A 26,375-nucleotide genomic window follows, 5' to 3' on the forward strand; every position below is an offset into this window, starting at 1 on the left:
CCCTGCATCACCCACTACGACTGCAATAAGCTACAAGCGTCCCAACGCTGTGAAGGAGACAAGCGCATGAGCGAATCCGTCAGCCTCCCGGCACTCGGTGAGAGTGTCACAGAGGGCACGGTCACCCGCTGGCTGAAGAACGTCGGCGACCGTGTCGAGGTCGACGAGCCGCTGCTCGAGGTCTCGACCGACAAGGTCGACACCGAGATCCCGTCGCCCGTCGCGGGTGTCATCGAGGCGATCCTCGTCCAGGAGGACGAGACCGTCGAGGTCGGCACCGCGCTCGTGACGATCGGCGACGGCAGCGCCGCTGCGGCACCCGCAGAGGCAGCACCCGCCGAGGCAGCTCCCGAGCCCGTCGCGGCTCCGGTCGCCGAGGCACCGGCCGCACCCGCTGCGCCGGCGCCCGTCGAGGCGCCTGCTGCCCCGGCACCGGCTGCGCCTGCTCCGGTCGAAGCCCCCGCGGCCGCCCCGGCCCCGGCAGCTCCGGCTCCCGCTCCGGTCGAGGCCCCCGCGGCCGCCCCGGTGGCACCCGCCGCCCCGGCACCGGTCGAGGCTCCCGCCGCCGCTCCTGCAGCACCTGCTGCTCCTGCGGCAGCGCCCGCAGCACCGGCAGCGCCCGCAGCGCCGACCGCCCCTGCGGCGACCGGCTCGCACGCCGGCGCCCCCGGATACGTCACGCCGATCGTGCGCAAGCTCGCGAACGAGCAGGGCGTCGACCTGGCCAGCGTCACCGGTACCGGTGTCGGCGGCCGCATCCGCAAGCAGGACGTCATCTCGGCGCAGTCCGCACCCGCTGCCGAGGCCGCTCCGGCGCGCACCCCGCTCGAGCCGTCGCCGCTGCGCGGCACCACGGTTCCGATGACCCGCCTCCGCAAGGTCGTCGCGGAGCGCGCGGTCGTGTCGATGACGTCGACCGCCCAGCTCACCTCGGTCGTCGAGGTCGACGTGACGAAGGTCGCGCGCCTGCGCGACAAGGTCAAGGGCGACTTCCTCGCCAAGACCGGCAACAAGCTCAGCTTCCTGCCCTTCTTCGCGCTCGCCACCGCCGAGGCGCTCCAGGCGTTCCCGATCATCAACTCGACGGTCGACGGCGACGCCATCGTCTACCCGGCGCAGGAGAACCTGAGCATCGCGGTCGACACCGAGCGCGGCCTGCTCACGCCGGTCATCCGCAACGCCGGCGACCTCGACATCGCAGGCCTCGCAGCCCAGATCGCCGATCTCGCCGACCGCACCCGCAACAACCAGCTGAAGCCCGACGAGCTCTCGGGCGGCACGTTCACGCTGACCAACACCGGTTCGCGCGGCGCGCTGTTCGACACCCCCGTGGTGTTCCTTCCGCAGTCGGCGATCCTCGGCACGGGCATCGTCGTGAAGCGGCCGGTGGTCGTGACCACCGACGGCTCCGAGGCGATCGCGATCCGCTCGATGGTCTACCTCGCCCTGTCGTACGACCACCGAATCATCGACGGCGCCGACGCCGCGCGCTTCCTGACGGCCGTCAAGGACCGTCTCGAGTCGGGCGACTTCGAGGCCGACCTCGGCATCTAGTCGAAGATCTCACGAAGACGCCAACCGGCCTCGTTCCTCACCATGAGGAGCGAGGCCGGTTCTTCGTCGTCGACTCCGGCGACGCGCACCAGCACGGCCGCCCCCATCTCGGTCACGACCTCCACGTGCGTCGTGTCGAGTGCTCGAACACCCGGACCGCCGTCGCGCGCAGCGAGCATGCGGGTCCAGTCGGCGTCCTCGATCGGCGAACCGGCCTGCGCATAGGACGCCAGGCAGGCGGGGTCCAGCTCGTCGAAGCACGACGCGCGCACGCCCAGCAATGCGGTCGCGGCCGACCGCGGATCCTCCGCTGCGAGCTCGCCTCCGCCCGCTGCCCCTGCGGGAGCGGCAGCGGCATTCGTGCCGGTCTTCTCGTCACGCTCGCCGTCACCAGCCGCATCGCCGCCGGAATCGGAACCTGCTCCGGCATCCGCAACCGCGGTCGACGTGACCTCCGGACGGTCGGACCCTGCGCGTTCGCCCGCACCCGCCGAGGGAACGGCGGTCAACAGCAGCACGAGTGCTGCTGCACCGAGGAGCACGCCAACCACGACGGGCCTGCGGCGACTCGCGAACCAGCCGGCGAATCGGTGCCGAATCGAAGCCAGCCGATCGGTGTCGGCTTCCGCCGCCAGCTTCTCGAGCATCGGCGGCGGGAGTTCTGCGAGCTCGAGCAGGCCGGCGGCGAGGCTCTCGTGCGAACCCGACCACCGGCTCCGTGCCGGCGGCACCTCCGCTTGGGTCGGCGCCCAGCCGGTTTGGGGGGCGAGTGCACGCGTCGGGATGCGGAGCTCCCGCACCGGCGGAAGCCCGGCGACGGGCGCCGGCGAGGCCGCAGCGAACAGCGCGCGCTCGAGGTCGGCCTCGAACGGTCGGAACGGTCGGGCGTCGAGCCCGGCCTTCGCGAGGCCGATCGGCCCGTCGAACACCCCGGCCGGGCGGACGGCCGCTGCGACCTGCTCGACGTACTCGGTGAGCGCTGCGAGCCCGTCGCGACGGAGCGCCGTGGCGTCGGCCGCGTCGGCGGGAATGCGCTCGAGCGCTCCCAGGCCGAGCAGTCGCGGTCGGCCGCTCGCATCGAGCTGGACGTCGGTCGTCATCGGCCGGGTATGCACGTAACCCGCGCCCGCGAGCCTGGCGAGCCCGCTCACGATCGGTGCGATCAGCGTCACGGCCTCGCCGGGTTCGAGGCTCCGCTCGTGGACCAACTGCGCGACGGTCGCGCCGCCGATGCGCTCGACGACCGCGACCCGTGCACCGTCCTCGCCGACCGAGACATCCAGCAGGGCGGGCATGCCGACCTCGGGCGCCGCGTGCATGGCCTCGATCTCGCACGCGACCGATCGATCGTCGACCTCGTCGCGATAGATGCGCACGACGACGAGCGGCGCCGCCTCGACCGCCCCGGCGGCCGTCGCAACGCTCTCGACCGACGTGCCACCGGCGCCCGGATCGAGGTTGGTCTGCCGTCCCTCGGCGACTGCGAGGAACACCTCGGCCCGTCGCCCGGAGCCGATGCGACGCAGGATCCGGTACCCGGCGACGCCAGACCCGGTCGTCGCGAGCGACTCGCCGTCACCGCCGACGGATGCCGCGGCATCCGCCCGAGCCGTGCCCCGTCGCTGCCGGCCGCCGCGCTTCCACCCACCGTTCATCCGTCAACCGTGCCCGGCGCCCGGTTCCACCGCGTCGGCGATCGGCGAGGCCCGACCGGACTCGAGGCCCGGCGCGGCTGGGGAGGACGGGTCGCCGGCACGCGGGCCGCCGCGAGCGGGCCTCGGAGCCCGGCATCCGTGTCTAGACTCGGTGCATGCTCGACTTCGTCGTCGCGGGGCTAAGCGCCAACTCCGTGCCGTACATCGAGGGTCTCGACCTTCAGCGCGCCGTCCATCGCGCGGTCGTCGGGGGCTCACGCCCCGACACCGTCCTCCTCCTGGAGCACCCCTCCGTCTACACCGCCGGCAAGCGCACAGCGCCCGACGAGCGGCCGACCGACGGAACCCCGGTCATCGACGTCGATCGCGGCGGCAAGATCACGTGGCACGGCCCGGGTCAGCTCGTCGGCTACCCGATCCTGCACCTCGCCGAACCCGTCGACGTCGTCGACTACGTGCGACGACTCGAGCACGTGCTCATCACCGTGCTCGCCGGTCTCGGCATCGATGGTCGTCGCGTCGACGGTCGTTCCGGCGTGTGGGTCGGCTCGCCCGGCCTCGAGAACAAGATCGCGGCGATCGGCATCCGCGTCGCCGAGGGCGTGACCTCGCACGGGTTCGCGCTCAACTGCTCGAACTCGCTCGAGCCGTACACGAAGATCGTGGCGTGCGGCATCCGCGACGCCGGCGTGACGACCGTCTCGCGCGAGCTCGGTCGCGACGTCGCTCCGACGGACCTCGTCGATGCCGTGACCGCGGCGTTCCGCACCGAGTTCGAGGCGGCGATCGCCGCATGAGCGCCGTTCCCGAGGGGCGCCGGATGCTGCGCCTCGAGGTCCGCAACGCCGAGACGCCCATCGAGCGCAAGCCCGAGTGGATCAAGACCCGGGCGAAGATGGGGCCCGAATACCGCCAGCTGCAGAGCCTCGTGAAGAGCGAGGAGCTCCACACGGTCTGCCAGGAGGCCGGGTGCCCGAACATCTACGAGTGCTGGGAGGACCGCGAGGCGACCTTCCTCATCGGCGGGTCGCAGTGCACGCGCCGGTGCGACTTCTGCCAGATCGACACGGGCAAGCCCGCCGGCTACGACGTCGACGAACCGCGACGCGTCGCCGAGTCGGTCGAGCGCATGCAGCTGCGCTACTCGACCGTCACCGGGGTGGCTCGCGACGACCTGCCCGACGGGGGGGCCTGGCTCTACGCGGAGACGATCCGCGAGATCCACCGCCAGTCCCCCGGTACCGGGGTCGAGATCCTCGTGCCCGACTTCAACGGCGAGCCCGACCTGCTCCGCCAGGTGTTCGACGCCCGCCCAGAGGTCTTCGCCCACAACGTCGAGACCGTACCGCGCATCTTCAAGCGCATCCGGCCGGCGTTCCGCTACGAGCGCTCGCTCGACGTCATCACCCAGGGTCGGGATGCCGGGCTCATCACCAAATCGAACCTCATCCTCGGCATGGGCGAAGAACGCGCCGAAGTGTCGCAGGCGCTCCACGACCTGCACGACGCGGGCACCGACATCATCACGATCACCCAGTACCTGCGCCCGAGCTCGCGACATCTGCCGGTCGCCAGGTGGGTGCGGCCCGAGGAGTTCGTCGAGCTCAAGGCCGAGGCCGAGCAGATCGGCTTCCTCGGCGTGCTCGCAGGGCCGCTCGTGCGCTCCTCGTATCGCGCGGGCCGCCTCTGGGCCCAGTCGATGCACGCGAAGGGCCGCCCGATGCCCGCCGAACTGGCGCATCTGGCCGACCCCTCGCTGGGCTTCGCGCAGGCGGTCGGCTGAGACATCCGGAAGCCGTCTCCGCCCTCGGTGAACGCGGTCGGAGGCGGCTCCTCGCGCCGGTATCCTTGTGCACATGGCACGCACCAAGGATTCGTCCGCTCCGAAGGAGCCAGGGCGTCTGAAGCAGATGTGGCAGGTCTTCCAGATGACCCGCCGCTACGACTCGAGCGCGCAGTGGCTCATGCTGCTCGTGTTCCTCGCCCCCGTCATCGTCGGGCTCGGACTCGCACTGTGGCTCAGCGAGGGCAACGGCTTCACGATCGCGCTGTGGATCGTCGCCGGCGTGCTCGCGGGCCTGCTGCTCGCCCTCATCGTCCTCGGCCGCCGGGCCGAGCGTGCGGCCTACGCGCAGATCGACGGCCAGCCCGGTGCGGTCGGCGCGGTGCTGCGCAGCGGCCTCCGCGGCGGCTGGATCGGCAACGAGATGCCGGTCGCTGTCAACGGCAAGACCCAAGACGCCGTGTACCGCTCCGTCGGGCGCGGCGGCATCGCGCTCATCAGCGAGGGCCCGCAGACGCGAACCAAGCGCATGCTCGACGATGAGAAGCGCAAGGTCGCCCGGGTGCTGCCCAACGTGCCGATCACGCTCATCGCGGTGGGTCACGACGAGGGCGCCATCGAGCTGCACAAGCTCCCAGCCGCCCTGCGGAAGATCAAGCGCTCGCTGACGAAGCCCGAGGTGCTCGCGGTGTCGAACCGCCTGAACTCGCTGCAGTCGTCGCTGCCGATCCCCAAGGGCATCGACCCCATGAAGGCGCGGCCGCAGCGCGGCAAGATGCGCTGATCTCCCACATACGCCAGAAAGCGGCATCCGACTCGGTCGGGTGCCGCTTTCGTCGTTCATCGCGTCGGCTTCCGGATGCCGTGGGTCGACCCTCGTGCCGCCTCGACCGTCGGTTGCGGCGGCGGCCGGCCGGCCGCGACGCGTCAGGCGCGGACGAGCACCGTGCCGGCGACCTTGTCGTGGAACCCGCGCTGGTCGGAGTCCCACACGAGCGCGGGCACGACGATCGCGAGCAGCGCGGTGCGCACGACCGGGCGCCAGAGCCCGACCCATCCGCCGGCGACCGGGAGGATGCGCAGGCCCATGAGCCGGTGTCCGACGCTGCCGCCGATGGTCGGGATGAACACGATCTGCATGAGCGCGAAGATGCCGAGGGTGAGCCAGGAGTGCAGCAGCGAGCTGTACTCCGCGAACAGGAGCGCGATGAGGATCGCGGCGCCCCAGTCGATCATGATCGCCGCGATGCGGCGCCCGACGCGGGCGACCGAGTTCGGGCCCTCGTCGGGAAGCCCGAGCCGCTCACCGGGCCATCGACTCGGTTCGAGCTGGCCGAAGGTGGTGGGCGTCGCATCAGGCATCCCTCGATTCTACCGATCGACCGCGGCGTAACACGTCTGAAACAATGGCGTCATGGCCGGGTAACCACCGCTCGGTACGGTCGACTACGGCTGTGCACGTCCGTCCGGCCTCGCCGGTTCAACTCGCCCCCTTGGAGATTCCACCCCATGTTCAGTGATTCCTCTGAAGTGCTCAAGTTCATCAAGGAGACGGATGTCAAGTTCCTCGACATCCGCTTCACCGACCTCCCGGGTGTGCAGCAGCACTTCAACATCCCGGCGTCGACTGTCGACGAGGAGTTCTTCACGGTCGGCCAGCTCTTCGACGGCTCCTCGATTCGCGGCTTCGCGAACATCCACGAGTCCGACATGCAGCTCATCCCCGATGTGACCACCGCGTACGTCGACCAGTTCCGCACCGCGCGCACCCTGGTGATGATCTTCGACATCTACAACCCGCGCAACGGCGAGATCTACTCGAAGGACCCGCGTCAGGTCGCCAAGAAGGCCGAGAAGTACCTCGCGTCGACCGGCATCGCCGACACCGCGTTCTTCGCCCCCGAGGCCGAGTTCTACATCTTCGACGACGTGCGCTACGAGGTCAACCAGCACTCGAGCTTCTACTCGGTCGACTCCGACGAGGGCGCCTGGAACTCCGGTCGCACCGAAGAGGGCGGCAACCTCGCCAACAAGACCCCGTACAAGGGCGGCTACTTCCCGGTCAGCCCGGTCGACAAGACGGCCGACCTGCGCGACGACATCACCCTGAACCTCATCGAGGCCGGTTTCATCCTCGAGCGCTCGCACCACGAGGTGGGCACGGGCGGCCAGCAGGAGATCAACTACCGCTTCGACACCATGGTGCACGCGGCCGACGACATCCTGAAGTTCAAGTACATCGTCAAGAACACGTCCGAGCAGTGGGGCAAGTCCGCCACGTTCATGCCGAAGCCGCTCTTCGGCGACAACGGTTCGGGCATGCACACGCACCAGTCGCTGTGGAGCGAGGGCAAGCCCCTGTTCTACGACGAGGCCGGCTACGGCGGCCTCTCCGACCTGGCGCGCTGGTACATCGGCGGCCTCCTCAAGCACGCTCCGGCCGTGCTCGCCTTCACGAACCCGACGGTGAACTCGTACCACCGCCTGGTTCCGGGCTTCGAGGCTCCCGTCAACCTGGTCTACTCGGCGGGCAACCGCTCGGCGGCCATCCGCATCCCGATCACGGGCACGAACCCCAAGGCCAAGCGCATCGAGTTCCGCGCTCCGGATGCCTCGGGCAACCCGTACCTCGCGTTCGCCGCGCAGCTCATGGCCGGCCTCGACGGCATCAAGAACCGCATCGAGCCGCACGAGCCGGTCGACAAGGACCTCTACGAGCTCCCGCCCGAGGAGGCCAAGACGATCCCGCAGGTTCCGGGTTCGCTCGACGCCGTGCTCGACGCGCTCGAGGCCGACCACGACTTCCTCCTCGAGGGCGGCGTGTTCACCAAGGAGCTCATCGAGACCTGGATCGACTACAAGCGCGAGAAGGAGCTGAAGCCCCTGGCTCAGCGCCCGCACCCGTTCGAGTTCGAGCTCTACTACGGCGTCTAGTGAAGAACGCACTCTGACCGGAAGTTTCTGCGAACCCCCCTCCCCCTGGTCCGCAGATAGTCCGTAGGAGTCGACGCAGAGAACCCCCGCCAGGTCGCCCGGCGGGGGTTCTCTGTGTCTCCAGGCCGTCGTCGTGTCGCCGAGGCCGTCGTCGTGTCGCCGAGGCCGTCGTCCGCGACCCATCCCGAGGGCGAGACTCTTCGAACGGGTCGCGTGCGACGCATCGCCGACGCGGAAGCGGCCGCGACCTCAGCCGGTCGTCGGCTCGCGGCGCGGCTCGAGGCCGTAGAAGCCGCGCTCGAAGACCGCGCGCGCCCGGCGCGTGACCGCGAGGTAGTCGCTCTCGAGCTGCGAGGCCGATCCGGGCGGGTAGCCCATGATGCGCGAGACGCCCTCGAGCTGCGACCGCTCGACGGGCAGCACGTCGCTCGTGCGTTCGAGCCACAGGGTGAGCGCCGAACGGGCGCGGGAGGCGAAGACCCATGCGCTCCGGAGCGTCTCGGCATCGGATGCGGTGACGAGGTCGTGCTCGACCGCCGCGTCGAGCGCGTCGAGCGTCGACGTGGTGCGCAGGGCCGGCACGGCCGCCGCATGCTCGAGCTGGACGAGCTGGACGAACCATTCGACGTCGCTGAGCGAGCCTCGGCCGAGCTTCAGGTGCCGGGTGGGGTCTGCGCCCTGCGGCAACCGTTCGTTCTCGACGCGCGCCTTGATGCGCTTGACCTCGCGGATGTCGCGTTCGGAGATCTGCTCGGGGTAGCGGACGGTGTCGGCGAGTTCCGTGAAGTCCTCGAGCAGCGCCGTGTCGCCCGTGATGCCGCGCGCGCGGAGCAGCGCCTGCGCCTCCCAGGTGAGCGACCAGCGCGCGTAGTAGGCGCGATACGCATCGAGCGACCGGGCCACGACGCCGTTGCGACCCTCGGGGCGCAAGTCGGCGTCGAGCTCGAACGGCAGTCGGGCGTCTTCGCTGAGCCGCACGAGTTCGGCGACGATGCGGAGTGCCTGCGAATGCGCGGCGTCGGGTTCGGCATCCGTCGCCCGATAGACGTAGATGATGTCGGCGTCGCTGCTGATGCCAAGCTCGCGACCGCCGAACCGGCCCATGGCGATCACGGCGAACTCGATGCCGTCGGGGTTCGCGCCGCGGATCGTGCCGACGAGCGCCGCGATGTGGTTCTCGGTGACGTCGCTCAACGCCCAGCCGAGCTCCTGGACCGTGCAGACGTCGAGGATCGCCGCCAGCGCGAGCCGCAGCACCTCGCGTCGGCGGATGGCCCGGAGGATCTTCGCCGCGACCGCCGGATCGGCGTGACGTTGCAGGACTGCACCCGACTCCTCGCGGAGCGCCTCGAGCGAGCGCGGCCGGAGCTCGTCGAGGTCTTCGAGCCACGCCACGGCCTCGGGGCTGCGTTCGAGCATCTTCGCCGCGTAGCGCGAGCCCGAGAGCACCCTCGTGAGGTTGAGCGCGGCGTCGGAGGAGTCGCGGAGCAGGCCGAGATACCAGTGCGTGGTGCCGAGCGTGTCGCTGAGGCGCCGGAACGAGAGCAGCCCGAAGTCGGGGTCTGCGCCGTCGGCGAACCACGAGATGAGCACCGGCATGAGGTTGCGCTGGATCTGCGCGCGCCGCGAGACGCCCGAGGTGAGGGCGCCGATGTGCGCGAGCGCTCCGCGGGGATCGCGGAACCCGATCGCCGCGAGCCGCGCCTCGGCGCGTTCGCTCGTGAGCTCGAGCCCGGATGCCGGTAGCGCCGCGACGGCCGACAGCAGGGGACGGTAGAAGAGCCGCTCGTGCAGTCCGCGCACCCGCTGCCGGGTCGCCTGCCACACCTCGCCGAGACGGGCGGCGTCGGGCGCGAGGCCGGAGGCGCGCGCGAGTCGGCGGAGACCGGCGTCGTCGCGCGGCATGAGGTGCGTGCGGCGCAGCCGTTCGAGCTGCAGGCGGTGCTCGAGCACGCGGAGCAGGCGGTAGTCGCGCGAGAACTCCGCGGCCTCCTCTCGCCCCACGTAGCCGTTGTCGGCGAGGGCCTCGAGGGCGGGCAGCGTGCCGCCCTGGTGGATCGCCGCATCCGATGCGCCGTGCACGAGCTGCAGGAGCTGCACGGTGAACTCGATGTCGCGGAGGCCGCCCGGGCCGAGCTTCAACTGCACGCCGACCTCGTCGGCGGGGATGTGCTCGGTGACGCGCTCGCGCATGCGCTGCACGGACTCGACGAAGCCCTCGCGACTGGAGCTCGTCCAGACCTTGGGCGCGACGCCGGCCGCGTATCGCGCGCCGAGCTCGGCGTCGCCGGCGAGGGGCCGCGCCTTCAGGAGCGCCTGGAACTCCCAGCTCTTGGCCCACCGGTCGTAGTACTGCAGGTGGGAGTCGAGGGTGCGCACGAGTGCGCCGTCTTTTCCTTCGGGGCGCAGGTTCGGGTCGACCTCCCACAGGGGCGGCTCGACGCCGGGCTCGGCGATGGCGCGCATGGTGAGCATCGCCAGCCGGGTCGTGATGTCGAGGGCGCGCGCGGTGGAGACGACCTCCTCGTCGGCGGACTCGCCCACGAAGATCACGTCGACGTCGCTGACGTAGTTGAGCTCGCGGGCGCCCGCCTTGCCCATGCCGATGATGGCGAGTCGGGATGCCGCGACCTCGGCCTCGGGGTACAGCCCGGGTGCGGCGGGGGCGCCTTCGGCGCGCGAGCTGAACCTGCGGGCGATCTCGAGCGCGCCGTCGAGCGTGGCGCCCGCGAGGTCGGCGAGGCCGGCCGCGACCGTCTCGACGGCTTCGACGGCGTCGACCCGGGTGAGGTCGAAGACCGCGACGCGCGCGAGCAGGCTGCGGTAGCGCACGCGCAGCGCCGAGGCGACGCGCTCGAACGAGACCGACGGGTGCGCCGAGGCTCCCTCGACCGCCGCGAGCAGCAGTGCGCGGGCCTCGTCGGTCGAGAACGGCGGCCCGGGCACCTCCTGCAGCAGCGCCAGCTCCGACGGATGCCGCAGCAGGAAGTCGGCGAACCCGCGCGACGCCCCGACCAGCCGCGCGAACCGCTCGGCCGATGCCGCCGGCGCGAGCACGGCCGCGATCTCGTCGGGCGCGCGCGCATGCAGCCGCTCGGCGGCGACCAGGGCCTCGTCGGGGTCGGCGGCGTTCGCGAACGCGACGAGCAGGTGCTCCTCGTCGAGTCCGGTCAGCGTCGCGAGCGACTCGAGCCGTGCCGCGGCCGCGGAGAGGTCGTCGAAACCGGCACGCGCAAGACGACCGAGGGTTGGTGCTTGGCGTGACATCCGGAGCGCGTCAGAGGATCTCGAGGTTGCGGCGCAGCTCGAACGGCGTGACCTGCGAACGGTAGTCGCGCCACTCGGAGCGCTTGTTCGCGAGCACGTAGTTGAAGACCTGCTCGCCCAGCGTCTCGGCGACGAGCTCGGACTCCTCCATGTACTCGATCGCGTGGTCGAGGCTCGCGGGCAGCGGGTTGTAGCCGAGCGCGCGGCGCTCGCTGTCGGTGAGCGCCCAGACGTCGTCTTCGGCCTCGGCCGGCAGCTCGTAGCCCTCTTCGATGCCCTTCATGCCGGCTGCGAGCAGCAGCGAGAAGGCGAGGTACGGGTTCGCCGCAGAGTCGATGGCACGGTACTCGACCCGCGCGCTCTGGCCCTTGTTGGGCTTGTAGAGCGGCACGCGCACGAGTGCCGAGCGGTTGTTGTGGCCCCAGCAGATGAAGCTGGGGGCCTCGTCGCCGCCCCAGAGGCGCTTGTACGAGTTCACGAACTGGTTCGTGACGGCCGAGATCTCGTTCGCGTGGCGCAGGAGGCCCGCGATGAAGTGTCGGCCGATCTTCGAGAGCTGGTACTGCGAGCCCGCCTCGTAGAAGGCGTTCGCATCGCCCTCGAACAGCGAGAGGTGCGTGTGCATGCCGCTGCCCGGGAACTGCGAGAACGGCTTCGGCATGAACGTCGCGTAGACGCCCTGCTCGATCGCGACCTCCTTGATGACCGTGCGGAAGGTCATGATGTTGTCCGCCGTGGTGAGCGCATCGGCGTAGCGGAGGTCGATCTCGTTCTGGCCGGGGCCCGCCTCGTGGTGGCTGAACTCGACCGAGATGCCGAGGTCTTCGAGCATGCGGACCGAACGGCGGCGGAAGTCGTGCGCGGTGCCGCCCGGCACGTTGTCGAAGTACCCGGCGGAGTCGACCGGCTCGGGGCCTGCCTCGCCGAACTTCGACGACTTCAGCAGGTAGAACTCGATCTCGGGGTGCGTGTAGAACGTGAAGCCGCGATCGGCGGCGCGCGCGAGCGTGCGCTTGAGCACGTTGCGCGGGTCGGAGACCGCCGGCTCGCCGTCGGGCGTCGTGATGTCGCAGAACATGCGCGCCGTCGGATCGATGTCGCCCCGCCACGGGAGCGTCTGGAACGTCGTGGGATCGGGGTACGCCAGCAGGTCGGACTCGTACGTGCGGCTGAGCCCCTCGATGGCCGAGCCGTCGAAGCCGATGCCCTCGGTGAACGCGCCCTCGACCTCGGCCGGGGCGATGGCCACCGACTTGAGGGTGCCGACGACGTCGGTGAACCAGAGCCTGACGAACTTGACCCCCCGCTCTTCGATCGTCCGAAGAACGAAGTCACGCTGCTTGTCCATCCACACCCTCTCTCGCTCCTCTCAGGGTAGCGGTAAGCGGGCGCTCGGCGGGGCCTTCGCCGCTGGCGCGTGTGCGAGACTGCCATCATGTCCGAGCAGCCCGCCTCCCCCGCATCCGCTGACGCGCAGAACACCGGCGCACCGAGCCCCGCCCCGGCGAACGCCGGGCAGGCAGAGCCGGTGACCGAGACCACGCCCTACGGCGGCGGCGCGGCGCCCGGCGGCCCGAAGCGCGTGCGCACCCGGCACTTCCAGAACGCCAAGCGCGACGGCATCAAGATCACGGGCCTCACGAGCTACGACCAGCTCACGGCGCGCATCTTCGACGAGGCCGGCATCGACTTCCTGCTCGTCGGCGACTCGTCGGGCAACAACGTCTTCGGCTACGAGACGACACTCCCGGTCACGGTCGACGAGCTCATCCCGCTGACCCGCGCGGTCGCAGGCGCGGTGAAGCGCGCCTTCGTCATCGCCGACATGCCGTTCGGTTCCTACGAGGTCGGCGCCGAAGAGGCGCTGCACACCGCGATCCGCTTCATGAAGGAGACGGGCGCGCACGCGGTCAAGCTCGAGGGCGGCGTGCGCAGCGCCGAGCAGATCCGTCGCGTCGTGCAGGCCGGAATCCCGGTCATGGCGCACATCGGCTACACGCCGCAGAGCGAGCACGGGCTCGGCGGGCACATCATCCAGGGCCGCGGCGAGGGCGTGCAGCAGTTGCTCGCCGACGCCGAGGCGGTTCAGGATGCCGGTGCGTTCGCCGTCGTGCTCGAGATGGTGCCCTCCGATGCGGCGCGCCAGGTGACCGAGCGACTCGACATCCCGACCATCAGCGTCGGCGCCGGCCCGCACACCGACGGGCAGCTGCTCGTCTGGACCGACTGGGCGGGCCTCACGGTCGGCCGCGTGCCGAAGTTCGTGCGGCAGTACGCCGACCTCGCGGGCATCCTCGGCAAGGCGGCCGTCGAATGGCGCACCGACGTCGCGAGCGGCGAGTACCCCAGCGCCGAGCACAGCTACGAGTGAGCGGCGCCGTCTGAACGGCCCCGCCGGCCCCCCGGCGTCGCAGCTCAGTCGTCGGCGGCGTCTTCTTCGGCCCACTTCGCGCTGTTCGCGCGGAGCTTCTCGAGCGCGTGCTCGGCCTCTTCGCGCGTGTCGAAGGGGCCAGCCCGATCGACCGACTGCGAGACGAAGCCCTGCTCGACGGCGCCCGTCTTGAGGTTGTACCAGAAGCGGTGTTCGATGTCCTCGGCCATAGGCTGATCCTATGCCGAAGGATGCCGCTGGCCACCTGATTCCCGGACGACTCTCGCCCCTGCGCCAGGTTCCGTCGTCGATCGCGCGCCCCGAGTACGTCGGGCGCGCGGCGCCCGCGCAGAACACCGGCGGCGACCGGTACTCCCCCGAGGAGGTCGAGAAGATCCGCGCCGCGGGGCGCATCGCGGCCCGCGCCATCGAGGCTGCGGCGGCCGCGATCCGGCCGGGTGTCACGACCGACGAGCTCGACCGCATCGCGCACGAGTTCGTGGTCGGCCACGGCGCGTATCCGTCGACCCTCGGCTACCGGGGCTACCCGAAGTCCTCGTGCACCTCGGTCAACGAGGTCATCTGCCACGGCATCCCCGACGACACCGTGCTCGCCGACGGCGATCTCGTGAACATCGACGTCACGGCGTACCTCGACGGGTACCACGGCGACCTCAACCACACCTTCCTGGTGGGCGAGGCGAGCGACGAGGCGACGCAGCTCGTCGAGCGCACGCGCGAGGCGCTCGCCCGCGGCATCCGCGCCGTCGCCCCCGGTCGGCAGGTGAACGTGATCGGCCGAGCCATCGAGGCGTACGCGAAGCGGTTCGGCTACGGCGTCGTGCGCGACTACACCGGCCACGGCGTCGGCCGGGCGTTCCACACGGGGCTCATCATCCCGCACTACGACGCGCCCCAGTACGACACCGTGATCGAACCGGGCATGGTGTTCACCATCGAGCCCATGCTCACGCTCGGTTCGATCGAGTGGGACGTCTGGGCCGACGACTGGACCGTCGTGACGAGCGACCGTTCGCTCACCGCCCAGTTCGAGCACACGCTCGTCGTGACCGAACGCGGCGCCGAGGTGCTCACGCTGCCGTGACCCGCGGCGACTCGCCGTGACGCCTCCTCGCAGGAAAGCCGCGATAGTGTGGCCGCATGGCGACTCAGCACGCGATCGGGATCGACATCGGCGGAACGGGCATCAAGGGGGCGGTCGTCGACCTGTCCACCGGTGCACTCGTCACCGAACGACGCAAGGTGCTCACGCCGGACGGCGGTGAACCCGACGCGATCATCGCCTCGTCGACCGAGCTGCTCGAGCAGATCGGCGACGAGTTCGACATCGAGGGCCTGCCCCTCGGCGTGTGCTTCCCCGCGATCGTGAAGCGCGGGCACACCCTCTCGGCCGCGAACGTGTCGAAGAAGTGGATCGGGCTGCCCGCCGAGGAGCTCTTCGAGAAGGCGCTCGGCCGCGACATCCACTTCATCAACGATGCGGATGCCGCCGGCGTCGCCGAACTGCGGTACGGCGCGGCGAAGGACGTCGACGGGCTCGTCATCCTGACGACGCTCGGCACGGGCATCGGCTCGGCGCTGATCTACGACGGCGTGCTCATTCCGAACTCCGAGCTCGGCCACCTCGAGATCGACGACGACGACGCCGAGCACCGCGCCGCCTACTCGGCGATGGAGCGCGAGGACCTCGACTGGAAGCACTGGGCGAAGCGCCTGCAGCGCTACTACTCGCACGTCGAGTTCATCTTCTCGCCCGACCTGTTCGTGGTCGGCGGCGGCGTGTCGAAGCACCAGGAGCAGTTCCTTCCCCTGCTCGACCTGAAGACCCCGATCGTGCCGGCCGTGCACCGCAACAACGCGGGCATCATCGGCGCGGCGGCACTCGCGCTCGGCTGAATCGCCCCGACACGCGTCGACCCGATCGCGGTACGGTGGCCGGACGGCCGCGATGGTCGCGCCGTGGCGGAGGTGGAACGACATGAGCAACAAGACGCCCGAAGAGGAGAAGATCCGCGAGGAGCGCGAGCGGCGCGAGCAGCAGCGCGAACGCGAGGAGCGCCAAGAGGAGTCGCGCCTCGACGACGAGGATCGCTGACCGTCGGATCCCGACGATCGAGGTGTGAGCGGGCCGGCTGATACGCCGGGTTCTGTTCACCGGGCGCTTGCGCGACACCGGCTGGACGACCATCTCTCTCGGAGACACGTTGCCGTGCCCCTCCAGCGGCCTACCCGGGAACGGGACGGGCAGCCCCATCGTTCCCTGTCTGACCTTGCTCCGGACGAGGTTTACCGAGCCGACCGCGTCACCGCGGCCGCTGGTGGGCTCTTACCCCACCGTTTCACCCTTACCCGGCGCTTGCGCACCGGGCGGTCTGCTTTCTGTGGCACTGTCTCGCGGGTTGCCCCGGGTGGGCGTTACCCACCGTCCTGCCCTGCGGAGCCCGGACGTTCCTCGGCATCCGATCGCTCGGATGACGCGGTCGTCTTGCCGACCCGCTCACACGCCAAGCGTACAGGCCGCGGCTGGACGGGAACGCCGCGTGCGCTCCGGGAGACCGGTGCGCACGCGGCGGGATGCGTCAGGGGCCGGTCAGATGCCCGACTCGTCGGTGCGCACGAGGATGCGGTCGCACTCGGGGCAGAGCAGCACCTCGTCGGGGGCCGCGCGGCGCACGACGTCGAGGTCGGAGCCCGTGAGCGTCATGGTGCAGCCGCCGCACGTGCGCTGGCGCAGGAGCGCCGCACCGATGCCGGCACCGCGCGCGCGCCGCTGCTCGAAGTACGCGAGCAGCTCGGCGGGAACCTCGGAGGCGACGACGCCGCGGTCGCGCTCGGCGCCGTCGCGCTCGACCACGAGGCCTTCGGACGCCTCGTTGCGCTCGGCCTCGAGCACGGCCGTCTGGGCGGCGATCTCGGCTCGTTCGGTGTCGATGCCGGCGACGACGCCCTCGGCGGCCTCGACACGCTCCATGACGATGAGCTCCTGGTCTTCGAGGTCGCTCAGGCGCTTGGCCAGCGAGGCGAGCTCGGACTCGAGCGCGGCGACGTCCTTGGTCGACGACGTGTGCTGCAGGCGGTCGCCGTCGCGCGCGATGCGAGCCTCGACGACCGCGACGTCGGACTCGATGCGCTTCAGCTCGGCACGGGCGTCTTCGAGCGTGCCCTGCGCCTCGGCGCGACGCGAACGCACGGCCGCGTCTCGGGCCGCGAGCTCGGCGATGGGGCCCGACTGGGGCAGGCTTCCGAGCCGGTGCGCGATCTGCTGAAGTCGGGTGTCGACGGCCTGGAGGCGCAGAAGTTGCTGCTGGTCGGCGGGGCTTGCCTTCACGTGGTGCTCCTTGTGGGATTCGCGGTGGGAATGGTCATCATTGCACGACCTGGAAGTCCCAGGGGTCGGTGCGGAGCTCGCTGACGCGGAGCTCGAGTTCGGGGTGGGCCTCGCGCAGTTGTTCGGCCGCGGCATCCAGCCAGAGCCATTCGCTGGCCCAGTGCGACACGTCGATGAGCGCGGGGCCGCCGGTGAGCTTGGACTGCTCGCGGGATTCGGAGGCCGGGTGGTGCCGGAGATCGGCCGTGATGTAGGCGTCGGCGGCCCGCACCGCGGGGTCGCCGATCAGCGAGTCGCCCGCGCCTCCGCAGAGCGCGACGGTCTCGACGGGGTCGTCGAAGCCGCCCGCGACGCGCACGCCCGTCGCCGTCGGCGGCAGGATCTCGGCGAGCTGCCGCGCGAGCCGGCCGACCGTGGTGGGTTGCGCGAGTCGGCCGACGCGGCCGAGGCCGTGGCCGGCTTCGCCGCCCGGGCCCGCGCTCGGCACGATCGGGCGGCCGTCGACCAGTCCGAGGCGCTCGGCGAGCACCGCGGACGTGCCCCGCTCGACGACGTCGGCGTTCGTGTGCGCCGCGACGAGCGCGCAGCCGCCGCGGATGAGTCGCGCGAGGATCGCGCCCTTGTACCGGTCTTCGGCGACCGTCGTGACGCCGCGGAGCAGCAGCGGATGGTGCGCGATCACGAGGTCGGCGCCCCATTCGAGCGCCTCGTCGACGGTCTCGCCGACCGCGTCGACCGTGAGCAGCACGCGCCGAACCGTCGCGGCGGGATCGCCCGTGACGAGTCCGACCGAGTCCCAGCCCTCTGCACCCGAGACGGGCCAGAGCCGTTCGATCGTGGAGAGGACGTCGGCGAGGTCTGCTGGCACCCGCCCAGCCTACCGTCGCAGCCTGCGCGGAGTCTCGGCTGCGCGAAGGTGCCGTCGAGTTCTGGAGTGGGCCCTGCCGGGCTCGAACCGACGACATCCACGGTGTAAACGTGGCGCTCTACCAACTGAGCTAAAGGCCCGCCGCGTGAGCGACGCATCCGCAATGCTATCGCCCGATCGAGGGCGGACGAGACGGATGCCGCGCGCCGCCGCCTCAGCGCGAGGCGAGGGTCGCGAGCGCCTCGCGGTACTGGTCGAGGCTCCGGGGCTCGCCGGGGGGCGTCGCGAAGCTCCCGCGGATCACCCCGTCGACGTCGATCACGAAGGTGGCCCGAGCCGCGTACCCGCGCTCATCGAGGAACGCGTCGTACGCACGCGCGACCTCGCCGTGCGGCCAGAAGTCGGAGAGGAGCGGGAACGTGTAGCCCTGCTCCTCGGCCCACGCCCGGAGCGCGAACTTCGAGTCGACCGAGACGCCGACCAGCTGCACGCCGGCCTCGGCGAACACCTCGAGGTCGTCGCGCAGCGCGCACAACTCCCCCTCGCACGTGCGCGAGAACGCGAGCGGGAAGAACACGAGCACCACGGGCGAGGCCCGCCTCAGCTCGGACAGCCGCACCGCCCGGCCGAGGTGGTCGGCAAGTTCGAAGTCGGGGGCGGGAGCACCGGCGGGAAGCGGCATCCGTTCACTCCTCTGCTTTGTCGAACGCTGAGCGAAGGCACAGCATACCGAGCCGAAACGTTGTGCGAATGTCACTAGTATGGCCAAGTGTGATCGGTCGAAACCCGGCCGTTCGTCGTGCGCGCGGAACGCCGCGCCCGGCATGATCTGCCGTAGAGAAAGGTCGAGTGTGACTGTCAACGACCAGGACCCGTACTCCGTCGAGGCGCTGGATTCCGACCCGGATGAGACATCCGAATGGGCCGAATCCCTCGACGCCCTCGTGACGGCGAAGGGACATCAGCGCGGTCGCGAGATCATGCTGAGCCTGCTCAAGCGTTCGAAGGAGCTCCACCTCGGAGTGCCGATGGTTCCGACCACGGACTACCTGAACACGATCGCCCCCGAGAACGAGCCCGAGTTCCCGGGCGACGAGGAGATCGAGCGCCGCTACCGCGCCTGGCTCCGCTGGAACGCCGCGATCCTCGTGCACCGCTCGCAGCGCCCCGAGATCGGCGTCGGCGGACACATCTCCACCTATGCAGGCGCCGCCTCGCTCTACGAGGTCGGCCTCAACCACTTCTTCCGCGGCCAGGACCACCCCGGCGGCGGAGACCAGGTCTTCTTCCAGGGCCACGCCTCCCCCGGCATGTACGCCCGCGCCTTCCTCGAGGGGCGTCTGAGCGACGCCGACCTCGACGGCTTCCGCCAGGAGAAGTCGCGTGCGCCGCACGGCCTGTCGTCGTACCCGCACCCGCGCCTCATGCCGGAGTTCTGGCAGTTCCCGACCGTGTCGATGGGCCTCGGCCCGATCAACGCGATCTACCAGGCCCAGCTCAACCGCTACCTCACCAACCGCGGCATCAAGGACGCCTCCGACCAGCAGGTCTGGGCGTTCCTCGGCGACGGCGAGATGGACGAGGTCGAGAGCCGCGGCCAGCTGCAGGTCGCCGCCAACGAGGGCCTCGACAACCTCAACTTCGTGATCAACTGCAACCTGCAGCGTCTCGACGGCCCCGTGCGCGGCAACGGCAAGATCATCCAGGAGCTCGAGAGCTTCTTCCGCGGCGCCGGCTGGAACGTCATCAAGGTCGTGTGGGGTCGCGAGTGGGACTCGCTGCTGGCCGCCGACCACGACGGCGCGCTCCGCAACCTCATGAACGTCACGCCCGACGGCGACTACCAGACGTACAAGACGGAGTCGGGCGCCTACGTGCGCGAGAACTTCTTCGGCCGCGACCCGCGCGCCCTCGAGCTCGTGTCGCACCTCAGCGACGACGAGGTCTGGGGCCTCAAGCGCGGCGGTCACGACTACCGCAAGATCTACGCGGCGTTCAAGGCCGCCACCGAGCACAAGGGTCAGCCGACGGTCATCCTCGCGAAGACCATCAAGGGCTACGGCCTGGGCAAGTCCTTCGAGGGGCGCAACGCGACGCACCAGATGAAGAAGATGACCCTCGACAACCTCAAGACGTTCCGCGACGAGATGCGCATCCCGATCTCCGACGCGCAGCTCGAGGAGAACCCGTACCTTCCGCCGTACTACCACCCCGGTCAGGGCGACGAGGCGATCCAGTACCTGCAGGAGCGCCGTCGCGCGCTCGGCGGCTACGTGCCCGAGCGCCGCTCGAAGCACGTCGAGATCTCGCTGCCCGACGACTCGGCGTACGCGATCTCGAAGAAGGGCTCCGGCACGCAGGAGATCGCCACGACCATGGCGTTCGTGCGACTGCTGAAGGACCTCATCCGCTCGAAGGACTTCGGCCACCGCATCGTGCCGATCATCCCCGACGAGGCGCGCACCTTCGGCATCGACGCGTTCTTCCCGACCGCGAAGATCTACAACCCGAACGGCCAGCACTACACGTCGGTCGACCGCGAACTGCTGCTCGCCTACAAGGAGAGCCCGCAGGGCCAGATCGTGCACGTCGGCATCAACGAGGCCGGCGCGTTCGCGGCCTTCACGAACATCGGCACGTCGTACGCCACGCAGGGCGAGCCCCTGATCCCCGTGTACGTCTTCTACTCGATGTTCGGCTTCCAGCGCACGGGCGACGCGATGTGGGCCGCCGGCGACCAGATGGCGCGCGGCTTCATCATCGGCGCGACCGCGGGCCGCACCACCCTCACGGGTGAGGGCCTCCAGCACGCCGACGGCCACTCGCCGCTGCTCGCGTCGACCAACCCGGCCGTGGTCAGCTACGACCCCGCGTACGGCTACGAGATCGGGCACATCATGCGCGCCGGCCTCGAGCGCATGTACGGCGGCACCCACGCCGACCCGAACGTCATGTACTACCTCACGGTGTACAACGAGCCGATCGTGCAGCCGGCCGAGCCAGAGGGCACCGACGTCGACGGCATCCTGCGGGGCATCCACAAGATCTCGAACGGCAACGGCAACGGCCCGTCGGCGCAGCTGCTCGCCTCGGGCGTCGCGGTGCCGTGGGCCCTCGAAGCCCAGCAGCTGCTGGCCGAGGACTGGGGCGTCTCCGCCGACGTCTGGTCGGTCACGAGCTGGGCCGAGCTCCGCCGCGACGGACTCGCCGCGCAGGAGCACAACTTCCTCAACCCCGACGACGAGCCGCGCGTGCCGTACCTCACGAGCAAGCTCTCGGGCGCGAACGGCCCGTTCGTCGCGGTGTCCGACTACATGCACGCCGTGCCCGACCAGATCCGCGCCTTCGTGCCCGGCGACTTCGCGACGCTCGGCGCCGACGACTTCGGCTTCTCCGACACGCGTGCCGCCGCTCGCCGCTACTTCAAGATCGACGGTCCGTCGCTCGTGGTGCGTGCGCTCGAGCAGCTCGTCGCCCGCGGCGAGATCGACCGCTCGGTGCCGGCTCAGGCCATCGCGAAGTACCGCCTGCACGACGTCAACGCCGGAACCACCGGTTCCGCCGGCGGCGAGAGCTAACCCGAGGTGGCGAAACCCCGTACCAAGGCAGAGACCCTCGCATGGTTGCGAACCATCGCGGGTGAGTTGTCGACCCAGACGCTGAAGCGCCTGGAAGACACGCTGTCCTGGTACGGGGACATGCCCCCGAGCCGGCGCTCGGCCGTCGGGCTCGTCGCCCAGGCCGGCATCTCGTCGTTCATCGCCTGGTTCGAGGACCCCCGTTCCACACCGTGGATCGCGGCCGACGTGTTCGGTGCGGCACCGCGCGAGCTGCTGCGCTCGGTGAGCCTGCAGCAGACGCTCCAGCTCATCCGCGTCACGGTCGAGGTCGTCGAGGACCGTGTGAAAGACGGAGGCGAGCCGCTCCGCGAGGCGATCCTGCTCTACTCGCGCGAGATCGCGTTCGCCGCGGCCGACGTCTACGCCCGCGCCGCAGAGGCCCGCGGTCTGTGGGACGCCCGCCTCGAGGCCCTCGTCGTCGACTCGATCCTCTCGGGCGAGTACGACGACGAACTGCCGAGCCGCATCGCGGCCCTCGGCTGGCACGGTCACGGCGAGGTCGCGGTGCTCGTGGGCACCGCACCCAAGCAGCTCGACGTCGACCACGTGCGCCGGGTCGCCCGGCACATGCAGGCCGACGTGCTCATCGGCGTGCAGGGCAACCGTCTCGTGCTCGTGATCGGCCGGTCCGAGCAGCTCGGGCGACAGCCCGACGAGGTCGGCACCTCGCCCGCCATGACGTTCATGGAGTTCGCGACGCAGCTCGAGAGCCACTTCGGGCCGGGGCACCTCGTGCTCGGCCACGAGGTGCCGAACCTCGTCGACGCGTCGAAGAGCGCGAAGGCCGCCCTCGCCGGGTTCGCCGTCGCTCGGTCGTGGCGGCACGCGCCGCGGCCGGTGCACGCCGACGACCTGCTGCCCGAGCGCGCGCTCGCGGGCGACCCGCTCGCACGCGCGACGCTCGTGCACCGCATCTACCGTCCGCTGCAGGCGCACTCGACCGAGCTGCTGACGACGCTCTGGAGCTACCTCGACAACGGCCGGTCGCTCGAGGCGACCGCGCGCGAGCTCTTCGTGCACCCGAACACCGTGCGCTACCGCCTCAAGCGCGTCTCCGACGTGATCGGGTGGGACGCCACGGGCGCCCGCGAGGCGCTCATCCTGCAGTCCGCGCTCATCATCGGGTCGATGAGCGACCACGAGCACCCCACGAGGCGACGACCGTCCTGAGCAACCGCTGCCCGCGGCCTCCGCTGGGCTGTGCAGCGATGCCCGACCGGGACATCGACTGTGGGACGCGCACAAGCCTTTCCGCGAGAGCTTGTCGTATCGGCACACACGGGAGACCGGCGTCATTGACAGACTAGGGACGTGATCGTCGTCGTCTGCCCTGGTCAGGGCTCCCAGACCCCCGGATTCCTCGCTCCTTGGCTCGCGGACTCCGCCCGTGCCGAGCAGCTCGACGCCTACTCGCAGGCCGCGGGCGTCGATCTCGCGCTGCACGGCACCGAGAGCGACGCGGACACGATCCGCGACACCGCGATCGCGCAGCCGCTCATCGTCGCGGCCGGACTGCTCACGCTCGACGCCCTGCTGGCCGACGGCCGCGGCGAGAAGATCGGCGGCATCGCCGGGCACTCGGTCGGCGAGATCACGGCCGCGGCCGGCGCGGGCGTGCTGTCCTCCGCCGACGCGCTGCGCTTCGTGGGCGAGCGCGGTCGCGCGATGTCGGATGCCGCGGCGCAGACGCCGACCGGCATGAGCGCCGTCCTCGGCGGCGACGAGTCCGCGCTGCTCGCGCGACTCGCCGAGCTCGGCCTCGAGCCCGCGAACTTCAACGGCGGCGGCCAGATCGTCGTCGCCGGAGCCCTCGACGCCCTCGAGACGCTGAAGGCCGAGCCGCCCGCCGGCTCCCGCGTGATCCCGCTCCAGGTCGCCGGCGCGTTCCACACGCGCTACATGGCTCCCGCCGTCGCGCACCTCACCGACGTCGCCGCCACGCTGAGCCCCGCCGACCCCGCGCAGACGCTCTGGACGAACAACGACGGCCGGGTCGTGACATCCGGAACCGAGTTCGTCGACCTGCTGGTCGGCCAGGTCTCGTCGCCCGTGCGCTGGGACCTCTGCATGGCGTCGTTCGCCGATGCGGGCGTCACCGGCATCATCGAGGTCGCCCCGGCAGGCGCCCTCGTGGGGCTCGCCAAGCGTGCGCTCAAGGGCGTGCCGACCGTCGCCGTGAAGACCCCCGACGACCTGCCCGCGGCGATCGAACTCATCGAACAGGCCGCCTGATTCGCCGCACGGCCGAACGCACCGAGAGAATGTCGAACATGACCAAGCCCACCCTGCAGCAGTCGCACGGCCCCGCCTACACGCGCATCTACGCCGTCGGCGCCGCGCGCGGCGAGAACGCCGTGCCGAACGACGACCTCATCGGCCCCATCGACTCCTCCGACGAGTGGATCCAGCAGCGCACCGGCATCATCACGCGCACGCGCGCCGGTGCCGACGTCTCGGCGCTCGACCTGGCGACCGATGCGGCACGCGAGGCGATCGAGAAGTCGGGCGTCGCACCCGAGCTCATCGACCTCGTCATCGTCGCGACGATCTCGAACGTGCAGCAGACGCCGTCGATGGCCGCCGTCGTCGCCGACCGCGTCGGCGCGAACCCCGCTGCGGCCTACGACGCGAACGCGGCCTGCGCGGGCTACGCCTACGCGGTGGCCCAGGCCGACGCGCTCATCCGCACGGGCGTCGCGCACTACGCGCTCGTCATCGGCGCCGAGAAGCTCTCCGACGTCGTCGACCCGACCGACCGCACGATCTCGTTCCTGCTCGGCGACGGTGCGGGCGCTGTCGTGATCGGCCCGAGCGACTTCCCGGGCATCGCGCGCACCGTGTGGGGCTCCGACGGATCGAAGGCCGGCGCAGTCGGCATGAACGGCACGCTCGTCGACTTCCGCGACGGCGCCGCCGAGTGGCCGACCCTCCGCCAGGAGGGGCAGACCGTCTTCCGCTGGGCGGTCTGGGACATGGCGAAGGTCGCGAAGCAGGCGCTCGACGCCGCAGGCGTCACCGCCGCCGACCTGGCCGCGTTCATCCCCCACCAGGCGAACATGCGCATCATCGACGAGTTCGCCAAGCAGCTGAAGCTGCCCGAGACGGTCGCGATCGCCCGCGACATCGCGACGACGGGCAACACCTCCGCGGCGTCCATCCCCCTCGCGACCCACCGTCTGCTCGAGGAGCACCCTGAACTTTCCGGAGGTCTCGCCCTCCAGATCGGCTTCGGCGCCGGCCTCGTGTTCGGCGCCCAAGTGGTGGTTCTGCCGTGAACCGCCGACCTCTGTCCATCTAGACTGACTCTCGGTCAAACGAGACACCCTCAAGGAGAAGAACCATGGCATTGTCCACCGAAGAAGTGCTTGCCGGCCTGGCCGAGCTCATCAACGACGAGACCGGCATCGCAACCGACACGGTTGAGCTGGACAAGTCGTTCACCGACGACCTCGACATCGACTCGATCTCGATGATGACCATCGTCGTCAACGCAGAAGAGAAGTTCGACGTCAAGATCCCCGACGAAGAGGTCAAGAACCTCAAGACCGTCGGCGACGCCGTCGACTTCATCGTCAAGGCCTCGGCCTAGTCGCTGCCCGGAGCGGGCCGGCGCATCGCGCCCGGCCCGCTCGCTCAGCCTGACCGTTTCCTCCATCGGAGTGTTTCTCGTATGACCAAGAAGATCGTGATCACCGGCATCGGTGCGAGCTCGCCCCTCGGCGGCACCGCACGCGACAGCTGGAATGCCCTGCTCGCCGGCGAATCCGGTGCTCGCACGCTCGAGCACGACTGGGTCGCCGAATACGACCTGCCCGTGCACTTCGCGGCACCGGCGAAGGTCCGCCCCGAGGAGGTGCTCGAGCGCCCCGTCGCCAAGCGCCTCGACCCGTCGAGCCAGTTCGCGCTGATCTCGGCGATGGAGGCCTGGGCCGACGCGGGTGCTCCCGACGTCGCCCCCGAACGCCTCGGCGTCGACTACGCGACCGGCATCGGCGGCATCTGGACCCTGCTCGACGCGTGGGACACCCTGCGCGAGCGCGGCCCCCGCCGCGTGCTGCCCATGACCGTGCCGATGCTGATGCCGAACGCGGCGTCCGCGGCGATCTCGATGCACTTCGAGGCCCGTGCGTTCGCGCGCACCGTCGCCTCGGCGTGCGCGTCGAGCACCGAGTCGCTCGCGAACGCCTACGAGCACCTGCAGCTCGGCCTCGCCGACGTCGTCATCGCGGGAGGTTCCGAGTCGGCGATCCACCCGATCACCCTCGCGTCCTTCTCGTCGATGCAGGCGCTCTCCAAGCGCAATGACGACCCGGCGCACGCGTCGCGGCCGTACAGCGTCGACCGTGACGGCTTCGTCATGGGCGAAGGCGCGGCGAGCCTCGTCATCGAGACCGAGGAGCACGCGCTCGCGCGCGGCGCCCGCATCTACGCCGAGCTCGCAGGCGGCGCGGTGAGCGCCGACTCGTACCACATCACCGCCAACGACCCTGAGGGCCGCGGCGCCAGCCGTGCCGTGCTCGACGCGCTCGCGCAGGCCGGCGCCACGCCCGACGAGGTCACGCACATCAACGCGCACGCCACGAGCACGCCCGTCGGCGACATCGCCGAGTACACGGCGCTCCGCAGCGTGTTCGGCGACCGCGTGCACGAGATCCCCGTCTCGGCGACCAAGGCCTCCACCGGGCACCTGCTCGGCGGAACGGGCGCGCTCGAGGCCGTCTTCACGGTGCTCGCGCTCGAGAGCCGCCTCGCTCCCCCGACGATCAACCTCACCACGCAGGACCCGGCGATCCCGCTGCTCGTCTCGGGTGAGCCGCAGCCGCTCGGCGACGGCCCGCAGGTCGCGATCTCGAACTCGTTCGGGTTCGGCGGCCACAACGCGGTCGCGGTCTTCCGTTCGGTGTAGTCGGCGACGGATGCCGCGGCATCCGCTCGTGAGAAGGCCCCCGGTGTCAGTGCGACACCGGGGGCCTT

At 70.6% G+C, this 26,375-nt stretch carries 22 protein-coding genes, 1 tRNA gene and 1 other RNA gene; 14 read left to right on the forward strand and 10 right to left on the reverse strand.

Features of this window, described 5'->3' with window-relative positions; all coding sequences use genetic code 11:
- Window positions 1–66 precede the first annotated feature (66 nt).
- A complete protein-coding gene (gene sucB / locus GQR16_RS04270; RefSeq protein ID WP_157413906.1) occupies window positions 67–1,554 on the forward strand; it encodes a 2-oxoglutarate dehydrogenase, E2 component, dihydrolipoamide succinyltransferase in 1,488 nt (495 codons plus the stop codon).
- Here sucB and GQR16_RS04275 read toward each other — a convergent pair.
- Window positions 1,551–3,209 carry a protein kinase family protein gene (locus GQR16_RS04275; RefSeq protein WP_157413907.1) on the reverse strand — a complete coding sequence of 553 codons (1,659 nt, stop codon included), beginning with the start codon at window positions 3,207–3,209 and terminating at the stop codon, window positions 1,551–1,553. The genes sucB and GQR16_RS04275 overlap by 4 nt on opposite strands.
- A 155-nt stretch (window positions 3,210–3,364) precedes the next feature.
- Between GQR16_RS04275 and lipB the strand changes: the two genes are divergently transcribed.
- From lipB to GQR16_RS04290, 3 genes are all read left to right on the forward strand, one after another.
- Window positions 3,365–4,006 (forward strand): lipoyl(octanoyl) transferase LipB, encoded by a 642-nt coding sequence (gene lipB / locus GQR16_RS04280; RefSeq protein WP_157413908.1) that lies wholly within the window; start codon window positions 3,365–3,367, stop codon window positions 4,004–4,006.
- Entirely contained in the window at window positions 4,003–4,992 is a 990-nt protein-coding gene (gene lipA / locus GQR16_RS04285; RefSeq protein WP_157413909.1) for a lipoyl synthase, read from the forward strand. The genes lipB and lipA overlap by 4 nt, the downstream gene beginning before the upstream one ends.
- A 73-nt stretch (window positions 4,993–5,065) precedes the next feature.
- On the forward strand, window positions 5,066–5,776 hold the full coding sequence (locus tag GQR16_RS04290; RefSeq protein WP_157413910.1) for a DUF4191 domain-containing protein: 711 nt from the start codon (window positions 5,066–5,068) through the stop codon (window positions 5,774–5,776).
- A 143-nt stretch (window positions 5,777–5,919) separates the two neighbouring features.
- Here GQR16_RS04290 and GQR16_RS04295 read toward each other — a convergent pair whose 3' ends face one another.
- Window positions 5,920–6,354 carry an RDD family protein gene (locus GQR16_RS04295; protein ID WP_157413911.1) on the reverse strand — a complete coding sequence of 145 codons (435 nt, stop codon included), beginning with the start codon at window positions 6,352–6,354 and terminating at the stop codon, window positions 5,920–5,922.
- A gap of 147 nt (window positions 6,355–6,501) precedes the next feature.
- Between GQR16_RS04295 and glnA (GQR16_RS04300) the strand changes: the two genes are divergently transcribed.
- The gene (gene glnA, locus GQR16_RS04300) at window positions 6,502–7,926 is read left to right on the forward strand and encodes a type I glutamate--ammonia ligase (protein ID WP_067876560.1); all 1,425 of its coding nucleotides are present in this window, start codon (window positions 6,502–6,504) and stop codon (window positions 7,924–7,926) included.
- Between the two features lie 249 nt (window positions 7,927–8,175).
- Here glnA (GQR16_RS04300) and GQR16_RS04305 read toward each other — a convergent pair whose 3' ends face one another.
- Together GQR16_RS04305 and glnA (GQR16_RS04310) are read right to left on the reverse strand one after the other, a co-directional pair.
- A complete protein-coding gene (locus GQR16_RS04305; RefSeq protein ID WP_157413912.1) occupies window positions 8,176–11,193 on the reverse strand; it encodes a bifunctional [glutamine synthetase] adenylyltransferase/[glutamine synthetase]-adenylyl-L-tyrosine phosphorylase in 3,018 nt (1,005 codons plus the stop codon).
- Between the two features lie 10 nt (window positions 11,194–11,203).
- Window positions 11,204–12,541 (reverse strand): type I glutamate--ammonia ligase, encoded by a 1,338-nt coding sequence (gene glnA, locus GQR16_RS04310; RefSeq protein ID WP_157413913.1) that lies wholly within the window; start codon window positions 12,539–12,541, stop codon window positions 11,204–11,206.
- An 87-nt stretch (window positions 12,542–12,628) separates the two neighbouring features.
- Here glnA (GQR16_RS04310) and panB point away from each other — a divergent pair, with 87 nt between their 5' ends.
- Window positions 12,629–13,564, forward strand: coding sequence for a 3-methyl-2-oxobutanoate hydroxymethyltransferase (panB, locus tag GQR16_RS04315; protein WP_157413914.1), 936 nt, complete (start codon window positions 12,629–12,631; stop codon window positions 13,562–13,564).
- A gap of 44 nt (window positions 13,565–13,608) precedes the next feature.
- On the opposite strand, the gene GQR16_RS04320 is transcribed toward panB, so the two are convergent.
- Entirely contained in the window at window positions 13,609–13,794 is a 186-nt protein-coding gene (locus GQR16_RS04320) for an SPOR domain-containing protein (protein WP_157413915.1), read from the reverse strand.
- 11 nt (window positions 13,795–13,805) lie between these two features.
- Here GQR16_RS04320 and map point away from each other — a divergent pair, with 11 nt between their 5' ends.
- Both map and ppgK read left to right on the forward strand, forming a co-directional pair.
- The gene (map, locus tag GQR16_RS04325; RefSeq protein WP_157413916.1) at window positions 13,806–14,669 is read left to right on the forward strand and encodes a type I methionyl aminopeptidase; all 864 of its coding nucleotides are present in this window, start codon (window positions 13,806–13,808) and stop codon (window positions 14,667–14,669) included.
- 56 nt (window positions 14,670–14,725) lie between these two features.
- Entirely contained in the window at window positions 14,726–15,481 is a 756-nt protein-coding gene (ppgK, locus tag GQR16_RS04330; protein ID WP_157413917.1) for a polyphosphate--glucose phosphotransferase, read from the forward strand.
- A 224-nt stretch (window positions 15,482–15,705) separates the two neighbouring features.
- Here ppgK and rnpB read toward each other — a convergent pair.
- From rnpB to GQR16_RS04355, 5 genes are all read right to left on the reverse strand, one after another.
- An RNA gene (gene rnpB, locus GQR16_RS04335) (RNase P RNA component class A) lies at window positions 15,706–16,081 on the reverse strand.
- Between the two features lie 94 nt (window positions 16,082–16,175).
- The gene (locus tag GQR16_RS04340; RefSeq protein WP_157413918.1) at window positions 16,176–16,913 is read right to left on the reverse strand and encodes a zinc ribbon domain-containing protein; all 738 of its coding nucleotides are present in this window, start codon (window positions 16,911–16,913) and stop codon (window positions 16,176–16,178) included.
- Between the two features lie 37 nt (window positions 16,914–16,950).
- Window positions 16,951–17,781: a Nif3-like dinuclear metal center hexameric protein gene (locus GQR16_RS04345; protein WP_157413919.1), complete on the reverse strand. Its 831-nt coding sequence runs from the start codon at window positions 17,779–17,781 to the stop codon at window positions 16,951–16,953.
- Between the two features lie 67 nt (window positions 17,782–17,848).
- Window positions 17,849–17,921 (reverse strand) — tRNA-Val (locus tag GQR16_RS04350).
- Window positions 17,922–17,995: 74 nt separating this feature from the next.
- Window positions 17,996–18,463, reverse strand: a complete 468-nt coding sequence (locus GQR16_RS04355) for a peroxiredoxin (RefSeq protein WP_157413920.1) — start codon at window positions 18,461–18,463, stop codon at window positions 17,996–17,998.
- A 169-nt stretch (window positions 18,464–18,632) separates the two neighbouring features.
- On the opposite strand from GQR16_RS04355, the gene aceE reads away from it, so the two are divergent.
- From aceE to GQR16_RS04385, 6 genes are all read left to right on the forward strand, one after another.
- Window positions 18,633–21,359 (forward strand): pyruvate dehydrogenase (acetyl-transferring), homodimeric type, encoded by a 2,727-nt coding sequence (aceE, locus tag GQR16_RS04360; protein ID WP_157413921.1) that lies wholly within the window; start codon window positions 18,633–18,635, stop codon window positions 21,357–21,359.
- Window positions 21,360–21,425: 66 nt separating this feature from the next.
- Window positions 21,426–22,571, forward strand: a complete 1,146-nt coding sequence (locus tag GQR16_RS04365) for a PucR family transcriptional regulator (protein ID WP_246200482.1) — start codon at window positions 21,426–21,428, stop codon at window positions 22,569–22,571.
- 141 nt (window positions 22,572–22,712) lie between these two features.
- A complete protein-coding gene (locus tag GQR16_RS04370) occupies window positions 22,713–23,633 on the forward strand; it encodes an ACP S-malonyltransferase (RefSeq protein WP_157413923.1) in 921 nt (306 codons plus the stop codon).
- A gap of 38 nt (window positions 23,634–23,671) precedes the next feature.
- The gene (locus GQR16_RS04375; protein ID WP_157413924.1) at window positions 23,672–24,676 is read left to right on the forward strand and encodes a beta-ketoacyl-ACP synthase III; all 1,005 of its coding nucleotides are present in this window, start codon (window positions 23,672–23,674) and stop codon (window positions 24,674–24,676) included.
- A 65-nt stretch (window positions 24,677–24,741) separates the two neighbouring features.
- Window positions 24,742–24,990: an acyl carrier protein gene (locus tag GQR16_RS04380; RefSeq protein ID WP_055857961.1), complete on the forward strand. Its 249-nt coding sequence runs from the start codon at window positions 24,742–24,744 to the stop codon at window positions 24,988–24,990.
- Between the two features lie 81 nt (window positions 24,991–25,071).
- Entirely contained in the window at window positions 25,072–26,307 is a 1,236-nt protein-coding gene (locus tag GQR16_RS04385) for a beta-ketoacyl-[acyl-carrier-protein] synthase family protein (protein WP_157413925.1), read from the forward strand.
- Window positions 26,308–26,375: the final 68 nt, after the last annotated feature.

Source organism: Agromyces allii, from assembly GCF_009749385.1.
Classification (GTDB): Bacteria; Actinomycetota; Actinomycetes; order Actinomycetales; family Microbacteriaceae; genus Agromyces; species Agromyces allii.

Bases quoted from the DNA above. Each gene is read 5' to 3' on its own strand.
- lipB (WP_157413908.1), top strand. From the start codon at position 3,365: ATGCTCGACTTCGTCGTCGCGGGGCTAAGCGCCAACTCCGTGCCGTAC.
- ppgK (WP_157413917.1), top strand. From the start codon at position 14,726: ATGGCGACTCAGCACGCGATCGGGATCGACATCGGCGGAACGGGCATC.
- sucB (WP_157413906.1), top strand. From the start codon at position 67: ATGAGCGAATCCGTCAGCCTCCCGGCACTCGGTGAGAGTGTCACAGAG.
- GQR16_RS04320 (WP_157413915.1), bottom strand. From the start codon at position 13,794: ATGGCCGAGGACATCGAACACCGCTTCTGGTACAACCTCAAGACGGGC.
- GQR16_RS04295 (WP_157413911.1), bottom strand. From the start codon at position 6,354: ATGCCTGATGCGACGCCCACCACCTTCGGCCAGCTCGAACCGAGTCGA.
- panB (WP_157413914.1), top strand. From the start codon at position 12,629: ATGTCCGAGCAGCCCGCCTCCCCCGCATCCGCTGACGCGCAGAACACC.
- lipA (WP_157413909.1), top strand. From the start codon at position 4,003: ATGAGCGCCGTTCCCGAGGGGCGCCGGATGCTGCGCCTCGAGGTCCGC.
- GQR16_RS04290 (WP_157413910.1), top strand. From the start codon at position 5,066: ATGGCACGCACCAAGGATTCGTCCGCTCCGAAGGAGCCAGGGCGTCTG.
- glnA (WP_157413913.1), bottom strand. From the start codon at position 12,541: ATGGACAAGCAGCGTGACTTCGTTCTTCGGACGATCGAAGAGCGGGGG.
- GQR16_RS04305 (WP_157413912.1), bottom strand. From the start codon at position 11,193: ATGTCACGCCAAGCACCAACCCTCGGTCGTCTTGCGCGTGCCGGTTTC.
- GQR16_RS04380 (WP_055857961.1), top strand. From the start codon at position 24,742: ATGGCATTGTCCACCGAAGAAGTGCTTGCCGGCCTGGCCGAGCTCATC.
- GQR16_RS04355 (WP_157413920.1), bottom strand. From the start codon at position 18,463: ATGCCGCTTCCCGCCGGTGCTCCCGCCCCCGACTTCGAACTTGCCGAC.
- glnA (WP_067876560.1), top strand. From the start codon at position 6,502: ATGTTCAGTGATTCCTCTGAAGTGCTCAAGTTCATCAAGGAGACGGAT.
- map (WP_157413916.1), top strand. From the start codon at position 13,806: ATGCCGAAGGATGCCGCTGGCCACCTGATTCCCGGACGACTCTCGCCC.
- GQR16_RS04375 (WP_157413924.1), top strand. From the start codon at position 23,672: ATGACCAAGCCCACCCTGCAGCAGTCGCACGGCCCCGCCTACACGCGC.
- GQR16_RS04385 (WP_157413925.1), top strand. From the start codon at position 25,072: ATGACCAAGAAGATCGTGATCACCGGCATCGGTGCGAGCTCGCCCCTC.
- GQR16_RS04275 (WP_157413907.1), bottom strand. From the start codon at position 3,209: ATGAACGGTGGGTGGAAGCGCGGCGGCCGGCAGCGACGGGGCACGGCT.